The organism is Salinibacillus xinjiangensis, from assembly GCF_009649735.1.
Taxonomy (GTDB): Bacteria; Bacillota; Bacilli; order Bacillales; family Alkalibacillaceae; genus Salinibacillus; species Salinibacillus xinjiangensis.
The window spans coordinates 327,303-343,574 of record NZ_WJNH01000001.1; the positions used below are offsets into that span (position 1 = coordinate 327,303).

Consider the following 16,272-nt stretch of genomic DNA (forward strand, 5'->3'; position numbering starts at 1 on the left):
TTTTAAGTCTGAAAGGGAAAGAAAGCTTGCTATATTACAACGTTGTATCGCAGAAAACGAGGATGTGAAATACTAGGAAGTTATTATTTACGAGTTAATCCATGAACTTAGGTGGATGAATACGCCATTGGGGTCTTTAGGTCGGGATGCCTTTTGGCTGAATTAATCATAGACCCCTCTGATGAAAAGGGACTAAACAGAAACCACCTACTCCAATATTGGAAAATGCAGAGAAACCTATATACTTTTGATGATTTTGATAAAGCTTAAAAACAAGTAATACAGGGCGTCCACTCGGAAAACCGAATGAGGAAAGGTGGGCAGGTTTTACAGTGCCCTCCTTCACTTTTTGTTAGGTCCTAATCACTATCAATAGACAAAATAGTTCGTTTTTCTGATTTTCATCTATCTTTCTGCTCTGGAAACCCCTCTTACCTTCCCTTCCACTTAATCAAATTACTGGATTTTTATCATTCAGGATGTATATGCTATTTGAAGGTAGGAGGTAAAAAAAGTGACAACAAACGATGGAGATGTAAACATTGAACATACATTAACCAAACAAGAAAAACAGAAAATTATATTCCTAATGTGTTCGGTCTTATTATTTTCTGTCATGAACGGGACAATGTTTATGATTGCTGTACCTGATATCGCGGAAGCCTTTTCCCTTTTACCATCACAGGTTAGTTGGGTGGTTACAGGTTACATCATAATTTATGCAATTGGAGCTTTAATGTATGGAAAGCTTGCTGATATTTATCCTTTAAGAACATTATTAACCATTGGTTTAAGTTTATTTGCAGCAGGTTCTTTATTTGGTTTTTTTGCACCAAATTATATCATGGTCGTTCTAGCACGTATTATTCAGGGAGCCGGTGCTTCCTCTATTCTTGCGCTCGCTTTTATCGTGCCATCAAGGTATTTTCCAAAAGAGCAGGGAAAGGTGCTCGGGATTATTTCAAGCACAATGGCCTTTGCTTCAGGTGTCGGACCGGTGATGGGTGGTTTTGTTACAGGTGCCCTTAATTGGCAGTATTTATTTTTAATTTCGGCATTGGTTTGCGTAACGATTCCATTTTTTCGTATATGGATGCCTAATGAGGAAAAAAAAGATGGGAAAGTAGATATTCTTGGGGCTATTTTTATTGCCATAGCGGTAGCATCCTTGATCCTTACGATTACGATGTTTATATGGTGGTATATCATCATCAGTATTGTGTTTTTAAGCTTATTTATTTGGAGAATCTTCCGCAGTAACAATCCTTTTATTAATCCCAAATTATTTCAAAATGGAGCGTTTCGAACAACGATTATAACGAGCTTCTTTGCGATTTTTGCTATGTTTGGGATGATGTTTATGATGCCACTTATGTTAAGTGAGGTTTATGAATTAAGTGCTCTATTCATCGGACTTACTTTATTTCCAGGTGCCATGGCAGCGGCTATTACAGGAAGATGGGTAGGATTATTAACGGATAAGCATGGGGGTAAGCAGGTAGCATTTATGGCATTTTCACTAATGGTTACAGGCTTTTTGCTGTTATCCACTTTTATTGGTAGTCCTACTTGGGTAATAGGGATTGTGGTCATTGTCGTCTATATCGCTTTTCCTTTTATCCAAACATCGACTGCAACCTTAATCTCAACCGTCCTTTCAGATAATGAGATAGGGGTAGGAATGGGGATCTATAATTTGTGTAATTTTATGTCGGGTGCTTTTGGAGGAGCCATTATCGGTAAAATTTTAGATTATGAAAGCGAGATACTATGGAATCCATTTGCACTTGCACAAGGTCATGAGATTATGTATAGTAACGTATTTATGGGACTTGTTGGGTTAACGGTTGTTAATGGACTTTTCTTTTTCTTCGTTTTTAGATGGTAAAATGGGTGGTACGGGGGGACAGGTTCCTCGTCCCACTCCCCCTTCCAAACCTTTCCCTATTGTCCCAATTCCAGCAACCCCATCTCCAAACAAGTCCCAACAGCCAACTGCTTCGAAAACTTCGGAAAACGAATCTCCACAATCCCATCCTCACAGTTAACAATCTCACCAGCTCCAAACACACGGTGTTTTACCATTAGGCCTTTTATCAAAACCTTCTCATCTTTAATCGCATTGGGACTAACCGGCGCTTTCTCTTTCGCTTGTTTCTTCCTAATCTTCTCCACCTTCGACTGGGACTTGCCAATTTGAGTAGGAGGATTGATCATCCGATTCACATCTTCATAAAACTGAGAAACCCGAACCTTCTTCCCATACTTCATTTGATACGTAATCAGCTCCAAATGCTCTTTTGCCCGAGTCATCCCCACATAAAAAAGCCTTACCGCCTCTTCCATCGGCTCCATTATGCCTTCCTTCTTACTCTCAATATCCGACTGAGCCGGAATCACGCCTTCAATCAAATCAATCATATATACACGCGAAAACTCCAAGCCTTTGGAACTATGAAAAGTTGAAAACGTGACCGCATTCTCATGCTTATTAAACTTCGAGGATTTCATCAGTGCATCCAAATGCTTAATCCGCTTACCAAACTCAATCACCCCATCAACTGATTTGGAAATCTCTTCAAGGGTGTTCAGAATATCAAGCAAATTTTCCTTATTAAAACCAAGTCGCTTACTCATATCCTTCAGAACTTCCTCATACCCAAGATCTGACCGAATCGCGCGGATTGCCTGCGTTGGCGACATGTCTTTCATCTCACTAAAAATCTTTTTCCCCTTTTTAACCTTCAGCCTTTGGAAATCCTTCAAATCGGAAAACTGAATCAAATTATCGAACACCGACTCGTTATTCCCCATCCGCTTCAACTGGGCCATATGCTGTCTGGACAAAAACCAATTAAACTTCCCATAAATGCGTTCAAACACATCCGTCCGCCGAACATCAAAAGCCAGGCGCATGAAGTTCATCATATCCTGTACAACCCAATGGCTGAAAAAACGATTGTCCGAATCCTTCATATAAAAAGGAATCTTCGCCTGTTCAAAGGCATCAATCAGAGTTATGGAGGAGGAATTATTTCGATACAAAATCGCGTTATCCTCATAGTTTTCCAACCGAGAAATTTCTTCGGCTAGATAAGTAGCCTGTCCCTTATAATCGGTCAGCGACACAAGTTCAACCGGCTTCTTATCAGGATTTTTTGTAAACATATTTTTATCGTAACGATTTTTGTTCCGCTTAATGAACCTGTTCGCAATCTCCACAATCTCCTTGGAAGATCGATAGTTTTGCTCCATTTTCAAAATCTTCGCCTCAGGGTAGACCTTTTGAAAATCTAGCAAATACTGAGGCTCTGCGGCTCGCCACGTATAGATGGATTGGTCATCGTCCGCAACAACACATAGGTTCCGATGCTCTTCAACCAACTTTTCTATGATAGAATGCTGCACCAAGGAAGTATCTTGACTCTCGTCGGTAAGAAAGTAGTCGTACTTCTGCTGGTATTTCCTTCGCATTTTGATGTTCTCATCCAGCGCACGATTGGCAATGGTCAGCATGTCATCATAATCGACCAATAACTGATTGGCGTGTGATTTCTTAAAATCCTCATACTGCTTAAAAATCTCCACAGCCTTTGGAACATCGCTCTCCACCGATGACCATTTTTCCTCTGGAAGCATTCGATTTTTAATGAAACTGATGTAAGTAGTGAGCTCTTCTAGTTGGTCATCTGTAATATTTTCCTCATTTACCGACTGAAAGATCCGACGCAAAACCATTTTCTTATTCAGCTCAAAACCAACCTCACCTTCTATCAACTTATACGCCACATCATTTCGCCAAAAATACTCCCGTACCACCTGAAAAGCTAAACTATGTATAGTAGAAAAATCAATCGATGGCAGCCCTGGGAAAAAGCTTTGGAATCGATCCTTCATGTCATTGGCAGATGCTTTGCTAAAGGTAACTGCTTTGACCCTTACAGGATCTACACCCAACACCTCTAGCAGATAACCAATCCTCATAATGATCGTTGTGGTTTTCCCCGAACCTGGTGAAGCCAATAGCAGCAGTGGCCCTTCTGTATGTAAAACTGCCTGTTTCTGAACACTATTCAGCGACACCCCGATATCTTTTATTTTTCGATTAAAAAACTTCTCTCCTGTTGTCATTACATGTACTCCCTTTATGCCGTTTATCCTAACAACCATCGTATCATAAATGTACTAGGTTCAAGGCTATGAAATTATTACTTTATTAAAATTCGACAAATATCGGGTGGTGACAGGCACCGACACAAAAAGGCCAGATAATTTATCTGGCCTGGCAAAAATTCATATGTTTTTTTTATAAGTTATAGGTATGTTTAACCGCTTGATATAAGATATTGACTCCATTGATCATGGCATCATGGTCAAACTTCATATTAGGGTGATGTAATCCTGGCTCAAGCCCACAGCCTAAACCTAGCATAGTGGCCTTTAAGGAAGGCTTTTTAATCGTATAGTAATGAAAATCGTCGCCACCTGGGGTCACTAATGGTTGATCTAGGTTATCTTTCCCAAGAGTATCCTCAATGGCTTTACTCATAATATCGATTGCTTCATCGTTTAATTTGGCAGCCGCAATTGCTCCGACACTCTCCAATTTAATATCCACATTATACAATTCTTTAACGGTGTCAATGATCCCATTCACTTTGGATTCTAATTCGTCCATTTGTTCATTCGTTTGCGCTCTTAAATCTAATGAAAAGGAAGCACTACCTGGAATGATATTGGTACTTTTTCCGCCAGCTTGAAAATTAGTCATCTTAACGGAATGAGGTACTAAAGGATCTAAATGAATTTGTCTAAGCAAATTGACAATTTGAGCCCCAACTTCAATAGCATTGTCATTGAGATGTGGTCGTGCCCCATGTGCATCATCACCTTTAATGGCTCCCCTATACATTTGACTTGCCCCGTGAACGATTACTGGAGAAGCATGACCCATTGCGGTTTCTTGTATAGGTCTTAGATGTACACCAAATAAATAATCCACATCATGCACAACGTTCTTTTCAACCATTTTCAAAGCCCCTGATCCCTTTTCTTCAGCTGGTTGGAAAATAAAACGAACAGCAATTTTGTCTTTTAAACCTTCTTCTTCCTCTAGACGCCATAACAGCCCTAACACCATGGACATATGTGCATCATGTCCACAAGAATGATTCGCTTGGAATTTCCCATCAACTTCCTGCCAAAGGGCGTCGATATCAGCCCGTACTGCTACAATAGGTAAACCCTGATCAAAATTACCATAATCCCCAATGACTCCAGTACAGTCATCAAAGGTAGTAACCTTACATCCACTCTCTTTTAATAGATTCTCAATATATTTAGTTGTTTCTACCTCTTCCCAACTTATTTCAGCATGGGTATGAAGATGATGGAACGTATTCAATACTTTTTGTTCTATTCCATTACTCATTTATTCTTCGCCATCCTTTATCAAATATTTATAAGTATAACTAATTTTTCCATGGTCCTTAACCCCTTTTATAACCTCAAATAATAGTGAATTTACCACAGATAGAGTTATAGGACCTCTAGAAAGTAATGATTTATCGCTAACATGAATAGGTAATAGTAAGTCAGCAAACTCAGCTATTGGTGAAACACGAGAATCGGTAACGGCGATTACTCGTATATCTTTACTTTTCGCTTCCTCTGCCAGCCTTAAGGTATCAAGTGCATATCGATAAAATGAAAAAATCACAACGGTTGACCCTTTAGGAAGTAAATCTAAAACTCCAGCATCATTTTCAGGTCGGTATAAGGACACATTGCCAAGTATGTAATTTAAATTAAAATAAAACCAATGGGCATAGGAGAATGATTGAAAATAACCAGCTACTACAATCTTTTCACTATCGATCAAACACCTTACTGCCTGTTCCATGTCTTCTAGTTCTAAACGTTCAATATTAGTTCTTAAATGATTGATGTCTGCTTTCATACTTTGAGCAAAACCATTAGTGCCCTTACCTTCTGACTCTAGCCCTTCAATAGGTCTACGATTTAAATCTAAAAGATGCCTTCGAACTTCCTTTTGCAGAGTACCATAACCAGAATAACCAATTTCACTACAAAAGCGCAGAACCGTTGTTTCGCTAACATCAATAATCTTACCCACTTCCTTTGCTGGATGTATAGCAAATATCATAGGTTCTGACAATAAAAAGTCTCCTACTTTTTTTAATCCTTTTGTTAAAGAAGAAAATTTCAGGTTGGTTTGCTTTACATAGTTCGGCTCCATAGGTCCCCCAATAATAATTTTGAAGTTTTCACAACATTCTGTGTTGAAATAAAGTATAAACTATAATATACTTTACTTCAACTTTAAATATTCTGAAAAAAATGTCAACGGGGGGGAATACACATGAGTGAAAAAAACTCAAAAGATTTGGAACAGCACACTGATCCAAATGCTAAGAAAAAGAAAAAGAGACAATTACCAGATGCGTATGTCATATTATTTGGCTTCTTGGTACTTGCAGCTATTTTAACCTACATCATTCCTGCAGGAAGCTTTGAAAGGGAACCAACGGACAATGGCAAATCTGTCATTATACCGGGAAGCTATGAACAGATTGATCAACAGCCAGCCTCAGTCATGGATGTTTTCACTTCCATACAAGAAGGTTTAGTTGGCGGAGCAGCACTGATCTTTTTAGTATTAATTATTGGTGGTGCATTCGCTGTTATTGAAAGCACCGGTGCTGTTGATACGGTGATTATGAAAACGATAGATAAAACGAGAAATAAAGAGTGGTTGCTGATTACCGTTGTAGCCGTATTGTTCTCCATTTTTGGCGGACTCGGCATTATTGTTAATGCTGTTATTGCCTTTATACCTATTGGAATTCTTCTCGCACGAGCCATGAATATGGACGCAATCGTCGGGGTATCGATTATATATCTTGGAGCCTATTCAGGATTTGCTATTGGTTTCTTAGATCCAATGACAACCGGGTTTGCACAGCAAATCGCGGAATTACCACTTTTTTCAGGCTTAAGCTTTCGTTTAGTCATTTATGTAACAGTTTTAGCTTCTTCCTTAATCTATATTATTTGGTACGCGAACAGGGTTAAAAAAGATCCACAGAAAAGTATCCTTAAGGAAAATAGGTTTCCAAAGTATGATGAAAAGAGCATGGACAACGTTTCATCTAAATTAACCACAACACACAAACTTGTCCTTTCCGTTTTAGCCATTGGAATTGGACTTTATGTTTATGGGGTATTTCAACTTGGCTGGTCAATTAACCAAATGGCAGGTATATTTATAGCTATCGCTATCATTACGGCTCTAATTGCCAAAATGGGAGCCAATAAACTAGTTTTAGAGTTTATGAACGGCTGTAAAGGTGTTGTATACGGGGCCTTAATTATTGGGATGGCAAGGTCTATTGTGGTCATTTTAGAAAATGGCATGATATTAGATACAATCGTAAATGGAATGGCAGTAGGAATGGAATCTTTTTCAAGTGTAACTGGGGCAATTGCCTTGTTTATCGGAAATGGTTTATTTAATCTCGTTGTAAGTTCCGGAAGTGGACAAGCAGCAATCGTAATGCCAATCATGACACCATTAGCAGACCTTATGGAGATTCCTCGCCAAGTTGCGGTTCAAGCCTACTCTATGGGGGATGGTTTTACAAATATTATTACTCCACTATCAGGAATTCTCATGGCTAACCTTGCAATTGCAGGTATACCATGGACGAAGTGGATTAAGTTTGCTCTTCCTTTAGTTTTAATTTGGTATACCATTGGTGTTATCTATTTAACAATTGGGGTCTTAATGAATTGGGGTCCAATGTAATAAATTTAAGGGAGCGATCTTGATTGAAACTGAAGGAAATAAATTTGTACAAAGTAAGCATGCGAATGAAAAATCCTTTCACCACAAGCTTTGGAACAGAACAAAACCGTAAATTTATTCTAGTAGAAGTAAAAGATGACCAAGAATTAACAGGCTGGGGAGAGTGTGTAACAACCGAACGTCCTTTATATATTGAGGAATTCACAGACTCTAGTTGGGTTATGTTGGAAAAATTCCTTATTCCACTAGTTCTTAATCGAGAAATTGGTCATCCTGATGAGCTACAAAAAGATTTCTCTCCTTATAAAAGGAACAATCTAGCAAAGTCAGCCATTGAAGGGGCAGTTTGGGATTTATATGCAAAATCCAAAGGAATTTCTTTATCCGAAGCCTTAGGTGGAGCCAAAAACGAAATTGAAGTAGGTGTCAGTCTAGGAATTGAGGATAATATCCAAGATCTCTTAGAGAATATACAACAAAAGTCAGACGAAGGGTACAGAAGAATAAAAATTAAAATTAAACCAGGTAAAGACGTAGAAGTTATTGATCAGGTGCGACAACGCTTCCCTGACCTGCCCCTTATGGTAGATGCGAATTCTGCTTATACCTTAGAGGATCTACCTACCTTAAAGGAAATGGATAAGTATAATCTTATGATGATTGAACAACCACTAACAGCGGGAGACCTAATCGACCACGCAAAGCTACAAAAAGAGGTTGAAACACCGATTTGCCTAGATGAAAGTATTCATTCTTATGAGGATGCTAGACAAGCTATTGAACTAGGAAGCGGTAAAATCATTAACATGAAAGTTGGTAGAGTCGGTGGACTGACACAGGCAAAAAAAATACATGGTCTATGCCAAGAAGCAAACATCCCATTATGGTGTGGAGGAATGCTCGAGTCAGGAGTAGGTCGGGCTCACAATATCGCTATTACTTCATTGGCCAATTTTACACTTCCTGGGGATACCGCCTCATCATCTAGATATTGGGAAAAGGACATTATTGAACCAGAAGTAGTGGTAGATAACGGATTACTTCAAGTTCCTACTAAACCTGGAATTGGATTTGAGGTCAATCTTGATGAAGTTTTAAAGCATACTATTGAACATAAAACGTTTCATTAATTCTATTGGTTAACTCGACTACACATGTGTAGTCGAGTTTTTCTATTTAATGGATTAAAAATCTACGTGGCATTTTTCTATGTCGAAGCCGTCGACAAAATTCGGGTGGTGACAGGCACGAGATATAACGTTCTCCGATAGGTGTTATTTAAAAAGGTGATAAGTCAATACACCTTAAATATGTTAGTGTTTAAGAATACAGCACTACGTCGGAGGTGGATCAATGGGGGTTCAAAAAATAAAGTTCCAATCTACGAATACACCAAAATCATCAAGGCCAAATTTACTCACTCATTTCCAAAGACTTTACAAAGGGGTCATCCTCACCACTGTTTTAGCTTTAGTAGCTAGCCAGCTTGCCACTTTACCGTTTTTATCTATAGCAGGTGTGATGATTATATCTATTTTTGTCGGTGTTTCTTGGAAGAGTATTATGGGGGTTCCAACAGAAGCGAATGCTGGAGTGACCTTCAGTAGTAAAGTACTCTTAAAATTAGGGATTGTTCTGATGGGGCTAAATTTAAACATCGCTCAAATAGCAGAAGCAGGCCTTCCAGTCATTACAATTGACATCATTGTGATTGTCTTCACCCTAACTGTGTTCTTCCTTTTAGGTAGAATGCACAACGTAGATAAACACTTAACTGCATTAATTGGCGTTGGTACTGCGGTTTGTGGAGCCTCCGCGATCGTAGCGGTTGCCCCGTTGATTAAAGCGAAGAAGGAGCATACGGCCTTAGCTGTTGCTTGTATAGCGGTTTTCGGAACGATAGGCGCCATCACTTATGTCATGGTATATCCAGCTTTAGACCTTGAGCCTTATACCTATGGAGTATTAGTGGGATCCACCTTACATGAGGTTGCCCATGTGGTTGCAGCTGGGGCTTCAGGAGGTAGTACAGGTGCCGAAGCTGCCATTATCACAAAGCTTGGAAGAGTTGCTCTATTAATTCCAGTTGCCATTATTTTAGGAATCATTTTTTCCTACATGGATAAAAAAGTAAATCAAGAGAAAAAGTCATTCAAACATTTACCCATTCCTTGGTTCTTATTTGGATTTCTACTTATGATTGTCGTTAATTCCTTACAAGTGATTCCTACTTCACTCGCAAACTCACTTGTCTCATTTAGTGGATTTTTACTCGCTATGTCGATGGTCGGTCTTGGGCTAAACATTAATTTCGTTGATTTTAAAAAGACAGGATTCAAGCCCATTCTTGTCGGGTTATTGGGGTTTATAGCCCTAGCAATCCTCGGGCCATTCTTACTATATCTACTATAACTTCATCACCGCCTATTTCCTACACTCTCCTATGCTATACTAGAGAAAAAGATTAGGAGAGTGTAGGTCAGGTGAATTTCGAACATTTAAAGGTCTTTTATACAGCTGCAAACAAAAAGAATTTCTCGGAAACCGCTAAAATACTCCATTTATCACAGCCCTCCGTTAGCTCTCAAATCAGACAGCTTGAAGAATCTCTTAATGTTTCTTTATTTAGACGTACAACTAAAAAAGTGAGCCTAACAGCTGAAGGGAAATTGCTATACCAATATGCCGGAAAAATTTTAGAGCTGGTAAATCAAACTAAAAAAGAAATAGACCTTCTCTCTCAATCCGTTCATGGGGAGCTCATTATAGGAGCTAGCTTAACTACGGGAGAATACTTCTTGCCATACTTTCTTGGACAATATAAACAAGAATATCCTCATGTAGACCTTACCATGAAGATTTACAATTCCGAACAAATTATTGAAAAGCTCGAAAATGAGGAAATCAATGTAGGCTTTATTGAATCGATGATCTCGTACTCCCACCTTCACCAAGAAGCCATTATGGATGATGAACTTGTCATGGTTGCGTCTAAGCAGTGGTTTGATTCTTCATTTGATGAAGAGGAGACAATCACACCTGAAGAGTTGTTCTCTCTTCCAATTATCATGAGAGAACAAGGATCCGGAACAAGACAGGTAGTAGAGGAGAACCTACGCAGGAATGACCTAAACCCGAGTAAGCTAAATATAATTCTTGAGCTAGAAAGCACGGAGTCCATCAAATCAGCCGTAGAATCGGGAATGGGCATTTCCATTATTTCTAAATCAGCCGTTCAAAAGGAAATGAAATTAGGGATTCTGAAAGCTCTGCGTATTAAGGGGATCCGTTTAAAACGTTACTTTTATGCCGTTTATAATGATCAAAACCTATCCCTGCCAAGTGAATCATTTGTATCATTTATAAAAGAGAATACAAAATAGTTAAAGAGCTTCATTAAGTTCGAAAAATAGATAAAACACTTGATAAAAGAGTAGGCCTTCCCCTACACTTTTTGTTATTCATCTTCATCCTCAGTCTTATTTTCGTCTTCTTTACCTTCCTTTTTAGGTTTTCCCTTTTCTGGAGCCTTCCGTTTAGTTTCTTGACGTACTTCTACCTCCTCATCTACGGTTTCTTCTTTGTCTTCTACTTTCGTACGTTCTTCTGTCTTCTCTGATTGATGTTCAGTTTTCTTACGCTCCTCTTTCATTTCTGACTTTTCCGCAGCTGCCTTTTTAGAGGCTGGTGCTGGAACCACTTCATCTCTAGCTGCAACATCTTCATCATCGTTTTCCTCTTTATCCTTATTCACATCATTTCTGTTTTTATCTTTACCCCGCTCCTTACCTTTAGTCTTTGACTCCTTATTTTTTCCCGCTACCTCTTTCATGCCCTCTTCAAATTCTTCCTGGTCTTCGGCAATCTCCTCTTGCAATTCTTTTAAAGCTTCCTCATGGTTTTCAATATGATCGAGATTACCTTTGGCCTTTTTCTCTTGCATTTTGGCTCTAATGTCGTTCATCTTTTCAAACTTCTTGGACATGCGTTCAAAGGACTTTTCTATGTTTTTAGCAAGAGCTTCTTTTGCATTTGGATTATCTACTTTTTCCATGGCTGTGAGAAGGGCCATGGTATTTGTAGTAAATCGATTTTCTAATGCTTTACGCACTTCATCTACTATTCCGGTTGTTCTATCGCCCTCCGCTGTTCCTGTTTCATCAGTAACTTGTTCGCTATAATCAAGGGCAAGTTCTTGATTTTCTAACGCCTTTTGTAAAGTTTCCGTCGCTCTTTCTGTATCCCCTTCCGCTATCAGGGCATTGGCTTCAGCTATACGTTCCGCTGCAAAATCAGCAAGTTTCTGTGCTTTTTTTACATCATCAAAGGTAAGAGCTAAAGAGATTTTCTCTGATAGCGTTTTGACAAAGTAAAAGAAATCACCAGGTAAAAGACCCGGCTCTTCAGTGGTAGGTTCTTCAACAGCTGATTCATCGGTTGGTGCGGTGGTCTCATTATTTTCAAGTGTAGCCTCCTCTTCCGTGGGAGTTGTTTCTTCAGTGGTTGTATCTGTTGTGGTTTCCTCTGTTGTATCAGGACTTGTGGTATCCGTCGTTTCAGGCGTATTTTCTTCTGTTGTGCCTTCTGGACTTGTGTTGTCCGTGGTAGTCTCTGTATCCGTTGTGGTTTCTGTTGTCGTCTCAGTTGGTGTTTCACCCTCTTCAGCAAAGGCTTGAGACATGCCTCCCCCAAGCATAATGCTTGTCACAACCACTCCACCCATCATCACTTTAATGGATCTGACTTTAAGATTAGAAAATTTATTTTTAACGTATCCAATGGCTATTCTATTTAAATCCTTTTTAGTCCCTCTAGTTAGGGGATTGAATTCTTCGGCAAATTCCACTAATGTATCGTTTCCCTTTATGTAAAGAATGACATCAAAGAATTGTCCAGCCTCTTCCAGTTTAAAGTCTTGAATCATCATAACCAGCCCATTCCTTTCAAACGTTTAAGTTTTAGGTTACGCTAAACAAAAAGGTATTATTACACTTAGAGATACTGGGGGCTTTACATATAAAAAACTGCACCTAACCGCTAACATTTTAGGTACAGTTCATACATCTTAATTTATTATTTGGACTGGTGAATTAGGTAAGGGAAAAGGAAATCCTTAAGATATTTTCTTACCTGCCTCAAATGATCTAACCGGTACTCGCTTCTTTCCTCGATAATTCAACACAATAATTCCCGTCGCGACCATGGCAATAGCAACAAGAATCATTATATTCAAATCCTCACCAGGTATAAACCACGACGACAACATCGTCCCTGCCACTGGAACTATAAACTTATAAAGACTAATTTCTCCGGCATTATTGAATTTTAATAACGAATACCAAAGCCCGAATGCCACAGCCGATAACAGCGCCGAATAGACTAATAAGCCCCAGCCAAATGGTGTAAAGACAATCGCGCCAGGACTCATCACTGGCACGCCTACTAGTAGCATAATCGATGCACCTAGGCTAAGCTGCCAGCCTGTCACAGCAAATGGATGAATCCCAGTTGCCAGCTCCTTAGCCATAATTGTAGCAATAGCATTTGTAACACCGGCAAGAATCATATATCCCTCACCATCCCACTGGAAGCTTAGCTGAAATTCTTGCCCCCAATTCGCCACTACTATACCTGAAAAACCAGCAATCAATCCGAACGCTTTTTTCCAATTTAACCGATCATTTTTATAGTAATAGTGCGCTAGGATTACAGCAAAAAACGTCCCGGCTGAGGACAAAATAGCTCCCTGCATCCCAGAAACTTTTGCCAAACCATTATAGAAGAAAAAATACTGCAGAGTGGTCTGGACAATACCAAGGATCACCAATACAACAAAATTCCTCCGGGTTACCAAAATCCTCTTAGGACTAGTGACTAACAAAAATCCTAGCACCAATAGCCCCGCAAGCAGAAACCGTATGCCAGCAAACACAATCTTAGCCATCACATCATCCGGAGCCATTTGCATCTCTTCATAACTCACTTTAAGTACAGGGAACGCACTCCCCCACAATATCGAACAAAATACCGCAATCCCAATCACGGACCATTTATTTTGAAATATCCCTTTCATGATGTCATCTCCTAAAGCCTTGTTAATCAAATAAATATATCGTAGGACATTGTGGGAGATTAAGCAAAGGATGTGATTGGAAGCGTTGCAAACAGGGGGGAGAAAATGAAACTGGCCAGATATCTGTCCATCGGCTTAATTGCTTTGTCATTTTGTTTCACGGAACCAGCCATTGCTCAAAAATGGTTTAATGAATATCCACTACCCACTGAAAATTCCCATCCAAGAACAGAAAAAATCACACATGTTGTACTGCACTTTACAAGTAATGTGACCAACAAACCCGACAACCCTTATAACATCAAAGACATTCACATGATTTTCATAAAAAATGGAGTCTCCGCACATTACATGATAGACCGAAAAGGCAGGATCTACTCCCTCGTACCTGAAAAGCGAGTTGCTTACCATGCGGGAAAGGGAAATTTTCAAAATTTTCCTGAGTATAAAAATAAGCTAAACGAGTTTTCCATTGGGATTGAGTTGCTCGGTATGGGAACAAAGGAAGAAATGAAACGTTATATCTCAGAGGAAAAATATGATTCAATTGATTCCAAACACATTGGATATACAGAGGCTCAATACAAGTCGCTAAAAAAGCTCCTGAAGCAAATTTACGAGCAAAACCCTCAGGTCCATCAAAATCGAAATCACGTTATAGGTCACGATGAATATGCACCCAATCGACGGAGTGACCCGGGCTCACTATTTGATTGGTCAAAAATTGGATTGTAAATAGACCAGTTATACTCCCCACCTGTTAACTGGTCTTCGATTTATAACCAATCACACAATTTAAATCTACTATTACCTCAAAACTTCATAACCAATTTCCGCCAACCTCTCTTGACCCAATTCCGTCGGGTGAATATCCCCTGGGATCAAGTTTGAATCCTCTCCAATCATCGCTTCATAAGCATCCACGACCACCACATTTTTTTCATCATCTATCTCACTGGTGATAATAGAATTAAATCCACCTGCAAAGTCATGCAAAAGCAAGCTTCCAATCATATGATTTTGAAAGTCACTAGATGGATACGGATTATAGATATTATAGAAAACAATTGGTGAATCGGATAAAGCTCGAATCTCTGAAATAATGGTTTCCATTCTATCCACCAAATCAGGTACATCCATAATATCCTGAACCTCTTCATAAACACTGTAATCTCCGTTAAAAACCAATTCCATTACTTTTGCTTGAGTAGCCTCTTGTCTAAACCCTCGTAACAAATCATTACTCCCAATACTCAACGTAATATAGTCTGAATGTCGAATAGCCTGTCTGTATTTTTGATCACCTTGAATAGAGGCTAATAAGTCTTCTGTCGTCCATCCTGGTTCACCTAAATTTCGCACGCGTAGATTGGCTTTATCACCAATCAGGTAAGGATAGGCATCTCTAGACGGGTGTTGATTGTTTTTCTCGAGATTATACCCATAAGGAATAGAGTCCCCAAGAGCTACGAGAGACTCCTTTCCTACTCCCTCTTTCGCTAACACATGAGTAGAAAATAGCGGTAAAGATACTAGCAAAACCATGATAACCGAAATTATTTTCTTCATCATCATTCCTCCCCCTAAAATATGTAACGTAAATAGTATATAGGAACTAGTTAAAATACTTTGTCGATGCTTGTAAGTGTATGAAAATTTTGTTAATTTATTAGCATTTAACTTTACATATTTATCCCGTAGAATCATAATTTTAATTGAAGGTAACAAATTCCATTTAGGAGGTTGTGTGTATGTCAAAGAAAGTATTATTGATTACTGGTGATGCAGTGGAGGCGTTGGAGGTTTATTATCCATATTTTCGTTTGCTAGAGGCAGGGTATGAGGCTGTGATTGCTTCTCCTGAGAAAAAGGCTCTGAACACCGTGATTCATGACTTTATTGGCTGGGATACATACACCGAGAGACAAGGCTATCTACTAGAATCCCATGTGGCATTCAAAGATGTAGATCCTACAGAATATGACGGACTCGTGATTCCAGGCGGTCGTGCACCGGAGTACATTCGTCTAGATGAGAACGTGCCAAGTATTGTGAATCATTTCTTAGAAAGTAATAAACCTGTGGGTGCAATCTGCCATGCTGTGCAAGTTTTATCTGCACTACAGGATAAAGGTTACTTTGAAGGTAAAACGATGACAGCATACACAGCTTGTAAGCCTGATGTTGAGAATTTAGGGGCGAATTATGCGAGTGAAACCTTGCATGTGGATGGTAAGCTTGTGTCGGGGCATGCTTGGCCAGATTTGCCTGGGTTTATGAGGGAGTTTATTAAGTTAATAGAAGAATAGAATAGTAGAAGAGTGATTGGCATAAATGCCAATCACTCTTTTATTTACTATTTCAGTATTGT

13 protein-coding genes are annotated in these 16,272 nt (G+C 39.2%); 7 read left to right on the forward strand and 6 right to left on the reverse strand.

Annotated elements, in window-relative coordinates:
* Positions 1–514 precede the first annotated feature (514 nt).
* The gene (locus GH754_RS01480; protein ID WP_323741797.1) at positions 515–1,888 is read left to right on the forward strand and encodes an MFS transporter; all 1,374 of its coding nucleotides are present in this window, start codon (positions 515–517) and stop codon (positions 1,886–1,888) included.
* 56 nt (positions 1,889–1,944) lie between these two features.
* On the opposite strand, the gene GH754_RS01485 is transcribed toward GH754_RS01480, so the two are convergent.
* From GH754_RS01485 to GH754_RS01495, 3 genes are all read right to left on the reverse strand, one after another.
* Positions 1,945–4,131, reverse strand: coding sequence for an ATP-dependent helicase (locus GH754_RS01485; protein ID WP_153726957.1), 2,187 nt, complete (start codon positions 4,129–4,131; stop codon positions 1,945–1,947).
* Between the two features lie 175 nt (positions 4,132–4,306).
* The gene (locus tag GH754_RS01490) at positions 4,307–5,431 is read right to left on the reverse strand and encodes a M20 peptidase aminoacylase family protein (protein WP_153726958.1); all 1,125 of its coding nucleotides are present in this window, start codon (positions 5,429–5,431) and stop codon (positions 4,307–4,309) included.
* Complete coding sequence (locus tag GH754_RS01495) at positions 5,432–6,259, reverse strand: MurR/RpiR family transcriptional regulator (RefSeq protein WP_153726959.1); 828 nt, start codon at positions 6,257–6,259, stop codon at positions 5,432–5,434.
* A 123-nt stretch (positions 6,260–6,382) separates the two neighbouring features.
* On the opposite strand from GH754_RS01495, the gene GH754_RS01500 reads away from it, so the two are divergent.
* The 4 genes from GH754_RS01500 to GH754_RS01515 all read left to right on the forward strand — a co-directional run bounded on the left by GH754_RS01500 (position 6,383) and on the right by GH754_RS01515 (position 11,211).
* Positions 6,383–7,828 (forward strand): YfcC family protein, encoded by a 1,446-nt coding sequence (locus tag GH754_RS01500; RefSeq protein ID WP_153726960.1) that lies wholly within the window; start codon positions 6,383–6,385, stop codon positions 7,826–7,828.
* Between the two features lie 23 nt (positions 7,829–7,851).
* Complete coding sequence (gene menC, locus GH754_RS01505) at positions 7,852–8,958, forward strand: o-succinylbenzoate synthase (RefSeq protein ID WP_153726961.1); 1,107 nt, start codon at positions 7,852–7,854, stop codon at positions 8,956–8,958.
* Between the two features lie 223 nt (positions 8,959–9,181).
* A complete protein-coding gene (locus tag GH754_RS01510) occupies positions 9,182–10,240 on the forward strand; it encodes a YeiH family protein (protein ID WP_153726962.1) in 1,059 nt (352 codons plus the stop codon).
* Between the two features lie 71 nt (positions 10,241–10,311).
* Complete coding sequence (locus tag GH754_RS01515; protein ID WP_323741798.1) at positions 10,312–11,211, forward strand: selenium metabolism-associated LysR family transcriptional regulator; 900 nt, start codon at positions 10,312–10,314, stop codon at positions 11,209–11,211.
* Positions 11,212–11,285: 74 nt separating this feature from the next.
* Here the strand turns inward: GH754_RS01515 and GH754_RS01520 are convergent, their stop codons facing one another.
* Together GH754_RS01520 and GH754_RS01525 are read right to left on the reverse strand one after the other, a co-directional pair.
* Positions 11,286–12,755 carry a DUF5667 domain-containing protein gene (locus GH754_RS01520; RefSeq protein WP_153726963.1) on the reverse strand — a complete coding sequence of 490 codons (1,470 nt, stop codon included), beginning with the start codon at positions 12,753–12,755 and terminating at the stop codon, positions 11,286–11,288.
* A gap of 186 nt (positions 12,756–12,941) precedes the next feature.
* Positions 12,942–13,901 (reverse strand): DMT family transporter, encoded by a 960-nt coding sequence (locus GH754_RS01525; RefSeq protein WP_153726964.1) that lies wholly within the window; start codon positions 13,899–13,901, stop codon positions 12,942–12,944.
* A gap of 105 nt (positions 13,902–14,006) precedes the next feature.
* Between GH754_RS01525 and GH754_RS01530 the strand changes: the two genes are divergently transcribed.
* Positions 14,007–14,636: an N-acetylmuramoyl-L-alanine amidase gene (locus tag GH754_RS01530; RefSeq protein WP_153726965.1), complete on the forward strand. Its 630-nt coding sequence runs from the start codon at positions 14,007–14,009 to the stop codon at positions 14,634–14,636.
* A 72-nt stretch (positions 14,637–14,708) separates the two neighbouring features.
* Here GH754_RS01530 and GH754_RS01535 read toward each other — a convergent pair whose 3' ends face one another.
* On the reverse strand, positions 14,709–15,473 hold the full coding sequence (locus tag GH754_RS01535; protein ID WP_194841250.1) for an SGNH/GDSL hydrolase family protein: 765 nt from the start codon (positions 15,471–15,473) through the stop codon (positions 14,709–14,711).
* A gap of 179 nt (positions 15,474–15,652) precedes the next feature.
* Here GH754_RS01535 and GH754_RS01540 point away from each other — a divergent pair, with 179 nt between their 5' ends.
* A complete protein-coding gene (locus GH754_RS01540) occupies positions 15,653–16,210 on the forward strand; it encodes a DJ-1/PfpI family protein (RefSeq protein WP_153726967.1) in 558 nt (185 codons plus the stop codon).
* The last annotated feature ends 62 nt before the right edge of the window (positions 16,211–16,272 follow it).

Coding starts and splice junctions, on each gene's coding strand:
- GH754_RS01530 (WP_153726965.1), top strand. CDS start 14,007: ATGAAACTGGCCAGATATCTGTCCATCGGCTTAATTGCTTTGTCATTT.
- GH754_RS01495 (WP_153726959.1), bottom strand. CDS start 6,259: ATGGAGCCGAACTATGTAAAGCAAACCAACCTGAAATTTTCTTCTTTA.
- GH754_RS01520 (WP_153726963.1), bottom strand. CDS start 12,755: ATGATGATTCAAGACTTTAAACTGGAAGAGGCTGGACAATTCTTTGAT.
- GH754_RS01535 (WP_194841250.1), bottom strand. CDS start 15,473: ATGATGAAGAAAATAATTTCGGTTATCATGGTTTTGCTAGTATCTTTA.
- GH754_RS01500 (WP_153726960.1), top strand. CDS start 6,383: ATGAGTGAAAAAAACTCAAAAGATTTGGAACAGCACACTGATCCAAAT.
- GH754_RS01510 (WP_153726962.1), top strand. CDS start 9,182: ATGGGGGTTCAAAAAATAAAGTTCCAATCTACGAATACACCAAAATCA.
- GH754_RS01490 (WP_153726958.1), bottom strand. CDS start 5,431: ATGAGTAATGGAATAGAACAAAAAGTATTGAATACGTTCCATCATCTT.
- GH754_RS01525 (WP_153726964.1), bottom strand. CDS start 13,901: ATGAAAGGGATATTTCAAAATAAATGGTCCGTGATTGGGATTGCGGTA.
- GH754_RS01485 (WP_153726957.1), bottom strand. CDS start 4,131: ATGACAACAGGAGAGAAGTTTTTTAATCGAAAAATAAAAGATATCGGG.
- GH754_RS01540 (WP_153726967.1), top strand. CDS start 15,653: ATGTCAAAGAAAGTATTATTGATTACTGGTGATGCAGTGGAGGCGTTG.